Genomic DNA, 8,227 nt, shown 5'->3' with positions numbered 1-8,227 from the left:
TGCAGCTACTGACGCGCAGCCAGTTGCTGGCGCTGCAGACGGTGCTGAACGCACGTGGCTTCGACAGCGGCACGCCCGACGGCATGATGGGTCCGGCCACATTGCGCGGCGTTCGCCGATACCAGCAGAGCCTTGGCCTGCCGGCGGACGGCTATCCGACCCTGGACCTGCTGCAGCGCCTGCAGTGACGCGACGGCATGCAGCACAGCAGCGAAACCCGGCGCTGTGCTGTGCACGAGTCCAGCGCAAGGTTGCCCTGGCGCCGCACATCGAGCGCGTCCGGCAGGCCAATATGCAGGTCTACGGCGCTGACAAGGTCTGACATCAGATGAACCGCGAAGGCATTGCTGTGACCCGCTGCACGGTCGAGCGGTTGATGCGGCGCCTGGCCTGCGTGGTGTGCGCCGTGGCAAGGTCGTACGCACCACCATCAGTGATGCCAATGCGCCATGCCCACTGGACCGCGTGAAGCGGCAATCCAAGGCAGACCGGCCCAACCAGTTATGGGTGTCGGACTTCACGTATGTCTCGACCTGGCAAAGCTGGCAATACGTGGCCTTCGTGATTGATGTCTATGCGCGCCGGATTGTGGGCTGGCGTCAGAGCAGCTCCATGGAAACAGACTTTGTTCTGGACGCGCCGGAGCCAAGCCGGTGTCCATCGCCGTCAGGTATCTGGTATTCCGTTTACGTGAATTTGGGTTGCTCCATACCGGCCACTCGTGACCGTCAGCAACTGGCCTGAGACCCCACCGTCAACTAGGTTTGGCACGTACCCGCAAACGCTACGTTGAAGGTCAGTCGCACCACCTCAAACTGGCTCCCGGTGGAGCATTTTTTTGATAATTTAACGATTGATAAAATAGGCTATCAATTGCTATTGGGTTGCCATGGCTGCACTTCACATCTCTTCGATCAAGGAACTTGACCAGGCGGTACAAGTGGTGAGCACTGCTGGCGATCGTACGGTGCGCGCACTGCGTGACTTGCTGGCCAACGAGTCCGACAGCTTTCAAGTGCTGCGGCTCCTGAAGTTCTCAGACAGCGCGCGCACGCCCAGTGGTGAGCGCCCCCTGAATCTGATCGAACAAGTCAACCAAAACTTGACCTCGTTAGCGCGCCTGCAGGCGGCGCGCTGGGTACTGCAGCAGCATCCGCAGCTTCTGCTGCAAGGCCTGCGCATTCACCTCGGACCCCATACCGGTTTTGACATGCAGAGCGTGGAGGCAGGTTTGTTGGCCGCCGAAGTGTTCGCCGCCAGCCACCCCGGACGTCATGACCGGCTGCGCCAGGACGTGGCGCGCTTGGCACTGGTGCCGGACGTGCTGCACCGCTATGTGGTGTTCAGCTGCCCTGGCTTCACCTCGGGGCGGCAAGTGGGACTCGAAACCGTGCCCGGCATCGAGGTATGGAGCTTGCCGGCGGACCAGGGATTGAAAAGCAGCCTATAAACGGCCATCCAGGCCGGTGAATCAAGCGACCTCGCGACTGAGCCGAACGCCCTTCGCCTGCTGAGTGCGCCCGAGTTCCAGCCTCTGGACGCAATGCCACCGGAGTCGCAGTGGTTTGCCAATCTGGGCGGCGTGCAAACCCGGCGTGCGTATTAAAACGAATTGCGTGTTTTCATGAGCTTCACCGGCATCAATCGGCCGCAGGAGTTCCTCTCGGGTGATCGGTGGCCACATTCTGGCCAGTCGCGCTGGTGCGAAGAAACAAGGTCTGGCCGGTGCCACTATCCGGCGCAAGTTAAGGATGCTGGCTTCGCAGTATGACTATCTGTGCTAGGCCAATACAGTCACGCACAATCCGGTCAAGGGCGTGATGAGGCCAAAAGTCGAGTGTTATGAGGGCAAAACGCAAATGCTGGGCGATGTCCAGGCGCACGCTACTGTAGGTGCCACCGAACGACAGTCGCGACCGAACGAACCTGTTGCTGTTACTGTACTACGCGCTGCGCCTCGAAGATCTGACCAAATTGCGGGTGAAGGACGTCAACCAGGAACGCCGCAGTGTGCCGCACCTGTGCGTACAGGGCAGGGGCGACAAACTGCGCTATCTGCCGACCCACTCCAAGACATTGCGTTTGGTGGCGGAGTACCCTGAAGCCGCTGGCCGTTGCGCGGAGTTGGACAGCCTCTTAGTTCGGCGAATCCGTGGTGCGTTGCCGGCCGGAACGATTACAAGTGCCTTGACGCCAGGCGCTGTCTATGCGGAGGTGGTGTTCTATATGGATCAGGTTGGGATCACTGGTGACAACATGGCGCCGTACGCCTTGCGCGCCACCGCCGGCAACAGCCCGTTGGAACAGAACGCCGACATTGCCCTGAGGCAGGACAATAAGAGGCCAGTGGTCACACCTAGAGCACTATCGTTTGACGGTTGCGTTGTCCGTGTTCCGATCGAATCGGTGTCATACGCAAACTGGGTGCATATGAAATCGTACGGATCACACCGTCACAACCCCAATGGTCTAAATTGGAAACGGCAGAATCTGTGACGACACAGACCTCGACACAAAGCAAAACGCCAACTCGAAAGTTGGCGTTTACTTACGGGGAAAGCCCCGTATCTTTATGAGACGACTGCGGTTTATAGACCTAAGTCAGGATTAGAAGTTGCCATTTGTAGATTAATCGTTATCCAACAAGGACTTAGTGGTTATCATCCGCTCAGTGTGAATTGGTGTCAATGCCCTGTTTAACTCGGTCGACCCCATTTCAAAAAAGACTCCCGCCCTTTCGGCATTGCAATATTTGGGACCATTGGTACAACAGCTAACCAAATTGGACAGCCTGTGGGCGCTTTCACGAAGCGTCAAGGCAGAGTCGACGCTGTCGCGAATCATGTCGCTCTGTTGCGATTCCACCGATACACGCTTCCCATTTTCAGTAATTACTTTCATCAGCAGTCGGGAATCCATCGGCATTTTGTCCGACTGGTCTACCGACAACATCCATTGCTCAGGCCTTCATCGGTTGGCCCAGATTTGCTGGAACGATACCGATTTAGGCGCGCAAATCCGGCCTTTCGGGCCAGATCAACGCGTCGAAAAAATGTTTCGCATGGACATGGAGGAGCAATATCTTGCCAGCATGGCGGCTTGCCGACGCGCCCTCCCCGCAGATGAAGTGGCCACCTGGTTGCAGGTTCTGCGCCTGTACGTCTTGGTTCGGGCCTTGGATGCCCTGGAATCGTCAATCACCAGGGAGGCTCATTTACATGACGTTTGCCGGACATTGCGCTACGTCAGCGAGACCACCGGGCACGAGCGCCGCGCGTGGATTGACAAGTTGGCCGGCAGTTCAACCAGCTTTTTTGAGTTTGAAAGCGAAACATTAATGCGGTGCCGGTCGGCACTTGCCGACACTGGCGAGGCCAGTGCCCGGTCTTTTTTCAACTCCCTGATTTCCATTCTTGAACACCGGCCGTGGTCAAAGCTTCCTGTCAAATCTACGGTCCACGGAGCCGGCAGCTTCGACCCATACTCAACATTTCACTTTGATTCTGAACAATTCTCCCATGCCCAGTTCAGCCAAGAGCCGGGGCTCGAAGGGGCAGAAGAGCGGAATCGGCCCAGCGCGGACAAAAGCATTCAAGAAACTGACCCGGCAGAGTCAGACAGCAAACGACGGTTCAATGGCGAAAAATTGCGCCTTGAAATGCTGGAGAAGTACCTCTTCCTGCCGCATTCATGGCACCACATCTCCTCCGACGAAGAAGCACTTGTTTTCGCACGTCTGAAAGAATTTTTGAATGCAGACAACAAGGTTGACCGATTTGGCGCGGCAGTGGCGCTCCTGGCGTTGTTGACGGGTCAGTCCATAAACGACGCCAGCAAAATTCGTTTCGGCGCCGAGTCAAGTATTGATTGGCGATTAAACATCGCGGGCAAGTCGATTCACAAATTGGCCCCGCGTTTCAGCAAGCGCTGGAAAGCGCCCCCCGCCACAAGCGATCACGAGCAATGGGTGACACCACTGTCAGAAGTCTGGGAATACAAGCTGATGGGGATCATCGCCAAACCCATAGTCCAGGCATTGCGAAACTGCCCGTCAGCCGGCGACCTGGACGACGTCTGGCAAGGTCTGAATCCTGAAGCAACTCTGGCGAACTGGTTTGGCGCGGTCTTTGCAAATTCAGAGTCCTTGACGCGGCTCTCCGGCCCCGCAACTGCGAGCCGTCTGTCCCTGAAGGTATTTCAACAATCGCAAGACCATGCAAGTGCGCGTCTTCTGGCGTCGGATCACCGAACGGCGTTGCCCTCTGCCTGCGCGTATGGGAGTTACCGAGGATTTGAGGTGGCGGGACTGCTGGGTGGGTGTCTTGCGACTGATTTTGCTCAAATGGTGCTGCCGCCAATTGATGAACAGCGCAACGCCGCGGGCAGCGAACTAGACGTCAACCTGCCGTTGCTAAGAAGATCAATTGCTGAGTTGACTGAGCGAGTCAACAAGGCGGCAAGGCCTGAATTGTGGTGCGAGCATCACAACTTACTGACTGCACTTACCGTTTTGGCGTTGTTGTCCAGCACCGGGACTCGCCCGGTGAACTCGCCCTTTCAGTCTTTGGCATGGATTGATCTGGAGCGTGGTCTGATCTACGTGCAGGATAAGGTCGCTGGCCCGACGCAGGGCTCCCGCATCTGCATCCTCAGTGACTTCGCCAAGAGGCTATTGCGGGACATCTACCTGCCACATTTGGGGCGCCTTTGTGCTGCGCTTCATGGGGATGCTCCCAAATTCTCGGAGGAGGTAGAGCGGGTACTTCGCTCGGATCCAGAGGCCAAGTTGCCCCTGTTCTTTTTTCTTCGCCAAGAGCCCACCTTTGACTGGATGGAAGTGTCTGAATCCCAGTTGGACTTGACCTGTCGTTTCAACTGGTCTTTGCCCTGGAATCTCTTCAGGCATTTCTCATCAACTCAACTGCGCCGCCTGGGCCTGCATGCCGACATCCGTGATGCGCTGCTGGGTCATGCCGAGCGGGATGCCGAAAGCCATGGAGACTTTTCCGGACGGGTTCCCCTGGAAGACTTTGAGGTTGCACGCCCACTGGTCAATCGCCTTCAAGATGACATCGGATTTACCCTCCCCAATGATGCGCCATACGCCCTTCACATTGACACGCCCTTGAGGGTGGAAAAGGAGATCCTGCAAAGTACCAGGCCTTTTGGCCGCGAGGCGCGCGCCATTCGCCGTCAAAAACTCCATCAGGCAGTGCAGGCAATTGCCAAGGAAGAAGTCCTGGCTTTCTTGGGCGGTCGCACCGTCGATCAGCTCTCTTCCGATGAGTTCGATCAAATTGGCAGGCAGATGCTCATGCGCAAGCTGGGCCTTCCGCATGTCATGGGTTCGCTGCGCTATGAAGCACTGGAAAGCTTTTTGTCTTCGGAGTGGCGCGCCAAGGGCAGACACGCCAAACTCAGGCGCCGCTATGTCCTGATCAAAGAGGGGCGAGCCTGCTTTACCGAGCAGGCTTTGACGGCCCACCAACGTCTGGCTGATTTCTCAGCAGGCTTTGAATCTCTGGTTCAAGCGCGCACGCTCACGGCCGAACGCCCGGTGTTGGCCGCGGCATTGGCGGCCATGGATTTGGTTTTGTACTCTGGGCTGACGAATTTTCCGATGCTGAGCACCTTGTTATGCAATGGCGAGGGCATTCAACTGGTGCGCTTTGAGTCAAGGTATTGGCTCGAATGGGGGCATGGGGCACCCTGGCAGGACGGCAAACCCGCAGTTCGCATCGAAGTGACAGACCGGGCGGCTCACTGGATTTCCTTGGCGATCAAAGGAAAATCATCGTCCGCAGTCCCCCCACTGCCCGCCGCCTTGGGTCCTTTGTGCGCCCGTCTGAATCCCAAACAACACACCCTCGCAGAGTTGATCCGAGAGCTGGTAGCGCTGCAATCACAAAAGAATGCGCTCGGACTCCGAGGTTTCATGGCGGCCTATCTATCGGGACGCAGACCGTCGTCCGCCCTGCCCCACGCCGATTGGATTCGCATCGTCAAGCGCGCGGCACCCACCTTCTCAGGCGACATGGCCAGGTCATCCGGTGTCGACCCAACGGATGGCGACATGAACGTGGAGACTTTTTTCAGAAACCATCACGCTCCGGCCAGCCGCGGCGACGAACCAGCCATGGACCGATGCAAGGTGTTGTTTGATCAGGTGAAGGATTTGCTGAAATCCAAAGAGGACAATTCCAGGATCGCGGCGCAGATCGCACGTGCCGTCAAAACGTCAGGTTTTGCGCGCGGTGATGCGCCCTTCATGCTGTGTCATTTCATAGTTCATGTTCTCAAGCGCAAGCCAAAGCGTGGCGGACGGGAGTACCTGCGCGCCAACACGGCACAGCGATATTGGTACTCACTTGAAAATGCCTTCCTGTCGGTCGCGGCCGGGGAAAACTGGATTGATGTCGAAGAGGATGAACTCACCGAATGGTATGAAAAAATAGTCGCAGCCATGGATCCGACCGCGGTCCGTTCAGACGACCTCGCCGATTCCGGTGCAACAAACACGGGCGATGAAGAGGATTCAGATGATTCCGGTTCGGCCGGGGATACTGACGCACCCCTTCGGACTTTGATTCAGTTACGCGAATTTCATGATTTTGCGAGGTCAACGTATGGCCTACCCGACCCAGACTGGTCAGAGATTTCCTCGGACCTCACCGTGGGGGTTGGGCGACCCGGGATGGTCTCGATTGAGGAATACGAGGCGGTTCTGGCGAAACAACTCGACAGGCGGAGAGTTTCAGCGCTTGACGATCTTTCCCTGTCCGGTGCGTTTGTGCTGCTGGTTTGCGCCCGTTTTGGTTTGCGCCTGGGAGAAGCCGTGGGTCTGCTCAGGTCGGATTGGCTTTACATCGCATCAACCATCATGGTTCTGGTGGCCAGCAATTCAGTCAGACCCTTGAAGACCACACACTCCAAACGCAAGGTGCCACTCATTGAAGCGCTGACTGCAGTGGAACTGGAAGTGATCCAAGTTGTGATGAATCGGTGGACGCACCGTGAGGGTCTCAATTCAAGGTCGCCCCTGCTCGCCGGAATCTCAAAGGAAACCTTCAGAGCTCAAAAGGGAGCCATCGGCAGCCGACTGCTCACTGACATCAAGGACATAACTGGGCATGAAGGGAGTACCTTGCACACACTGCGCCATGGCTTTGCCATGCGCATATTTGCCTTGCTGCAGGGACTCCCTGTCAGCCCTGGCATGACACCAAGCACGGTCGAGCCAGAAGATGCGCGCCAACTTCTACTCGGCAGTCCACGAATTGACCGCCGGGTGCTGTGGGCCGTTGCCCGACTGCTCGGCCACGGCGGTCCGGGCGTCACATTGCGCAGCTACATTAACTGCATGCATCTGTGGCTGCCGCCAATAGCGCATCGGCCACTGCCCTCAGGACTGCTTCGCCCTGTCAACCTGATTGACCTGGACCGCATTGAAGTCAACGGTGACTACCTATCGCACAATCTCAACGTGCAAGATGCAGTACCCGAGCTCCTCGAGCCCACGCTTGTGCGCGCGATGCGATTTCTGCGGCTACTGGCCGTTGGACAAACAGAGAGCTCAGCCGGAAACAATTCAAAATTGACTCCGGTTGAAGTTGCCGCGCTGACATCAGCCCTGAATACAGCCTCGGCCAAACTCACACCAATCCAAAACAGGTATGAGAGTTATCAGATTCTCGCTGCCATCCCTATGCCGAGGTTTCACCATCTGTTGAGCCTAGTTGAAAATGTAAAACTGCCAAGTTTGTCCTGTCGGGCAATGCAGGACTGGCTTGACACTGTTGGCCCGTCACGCCAAATCATTTTGTTTGAAGAACATCATTTCAAATACATGGCCCAGTTTTTAGCGGCCACGAGTCTCACATCAAAAGATGTACAACTCATATCTAAAAATACACTACACAAAGAAATTAGAAATTTTGCAGAAACTTGGAAACTTGACAGTTTCATCGAGCCTAAGAAAACAATGAGTCCAACTTTTCAGTTAGATGTTGCACGCTTCGGCACTACAAGCAAAGTCGCACCAGAACGCGTTGTAGCAGTGGTCACCCGTGAGGGCGTGCTAGCCAGCAGCTATGAGTTGCTCCTGCTCTGGATTCTCTGGAAATTCTCGATCAGCAGTGCACCCGAAGATACAACCGCTGACCAATCTTGAAAAGAAGGAAAGGCTATCCTGAAATAACCATCCCCCGGCAAAGCCGGGGGTTTTCAA

Annotated in this window: 4 protein-coding genes and 1 pseudogene; all 5 read left to right on the top strand. The window is 56.4% G+C overall.

All coding sequences use genetic code 11. The annotated features are described in order from the left end of the window. Positions 1 to 188, top strand: a 188-nt coding sequence (locus C5P05_RS14845; protein ID WP_198674727.1) for a peptidoglycan-binding domain-containing protein, incomplete at its 5' end; no start/stop codon positions are given. Beyond that, positions 176 to 645 (top strand): annotated as a pseudogene (locus C5P05_RS14840) (IS3 family transposase); the annotation flags it as partial. The gene C5P05_RS14845 and the pseudogene C5P05_RS14840, both read left to right, overlap by 13 nt. A gap of 244 nt (positions 646 to 889) precedes the next feature. Next, positions 890 to 1,450 (top strand): hypothetical protein, encoded by a 561-nt coding sequence (locus tag C5P05_RS14835; RefSeq protein ID WP_114970627.1) that lies wholly within the window; start codon positions 890 to 892, stop codon positions 1,448 to 1,450. A 479-nt stretch (positions 1,451 to 1,929) separates the two neighbouring features. Then, positions 1,930 to 2,496: a hypothetical protein gene (locus C5P05_RS14830; protein WP_157979339.1), complete on the top strand. Its 567-nt coding sequence runs from the start codon at positions 1,930 to 1,932 to the stop codon at positions 2,494 to 2,496. A 286-nt stretch (positions 2,497 to 2,782) separates the two neighbouring features. Beyond that, positions 2,783 to 8,170, top strand: coding sequence for a hypothetical protein (locus tag C5P05_RS14820; RefSeq protein WP_157979338.1), 5,388 nt, complete (start codon positions 2,783 to 2,785; stop codon positions 8,168 to 8,170). The last annotated feature ends 57 nt before the right edge of the window (positions 8,171 to 8,227 follow it).

The sequence above is a fragment of the Rhodoferax ferrireducens genome, from assembly GCF_003347515.1.
Classification (GTDB): Bacteria; Pseudomonadota; Gammaproteobacteria; order Burkholderiales; family Burkholderiaceae_C; genus Rhodoferax.
Note: the sequence above shows the minus strand (reverse complement) of the source record. Positions and strands in the feature narration are given on the sequence as shown.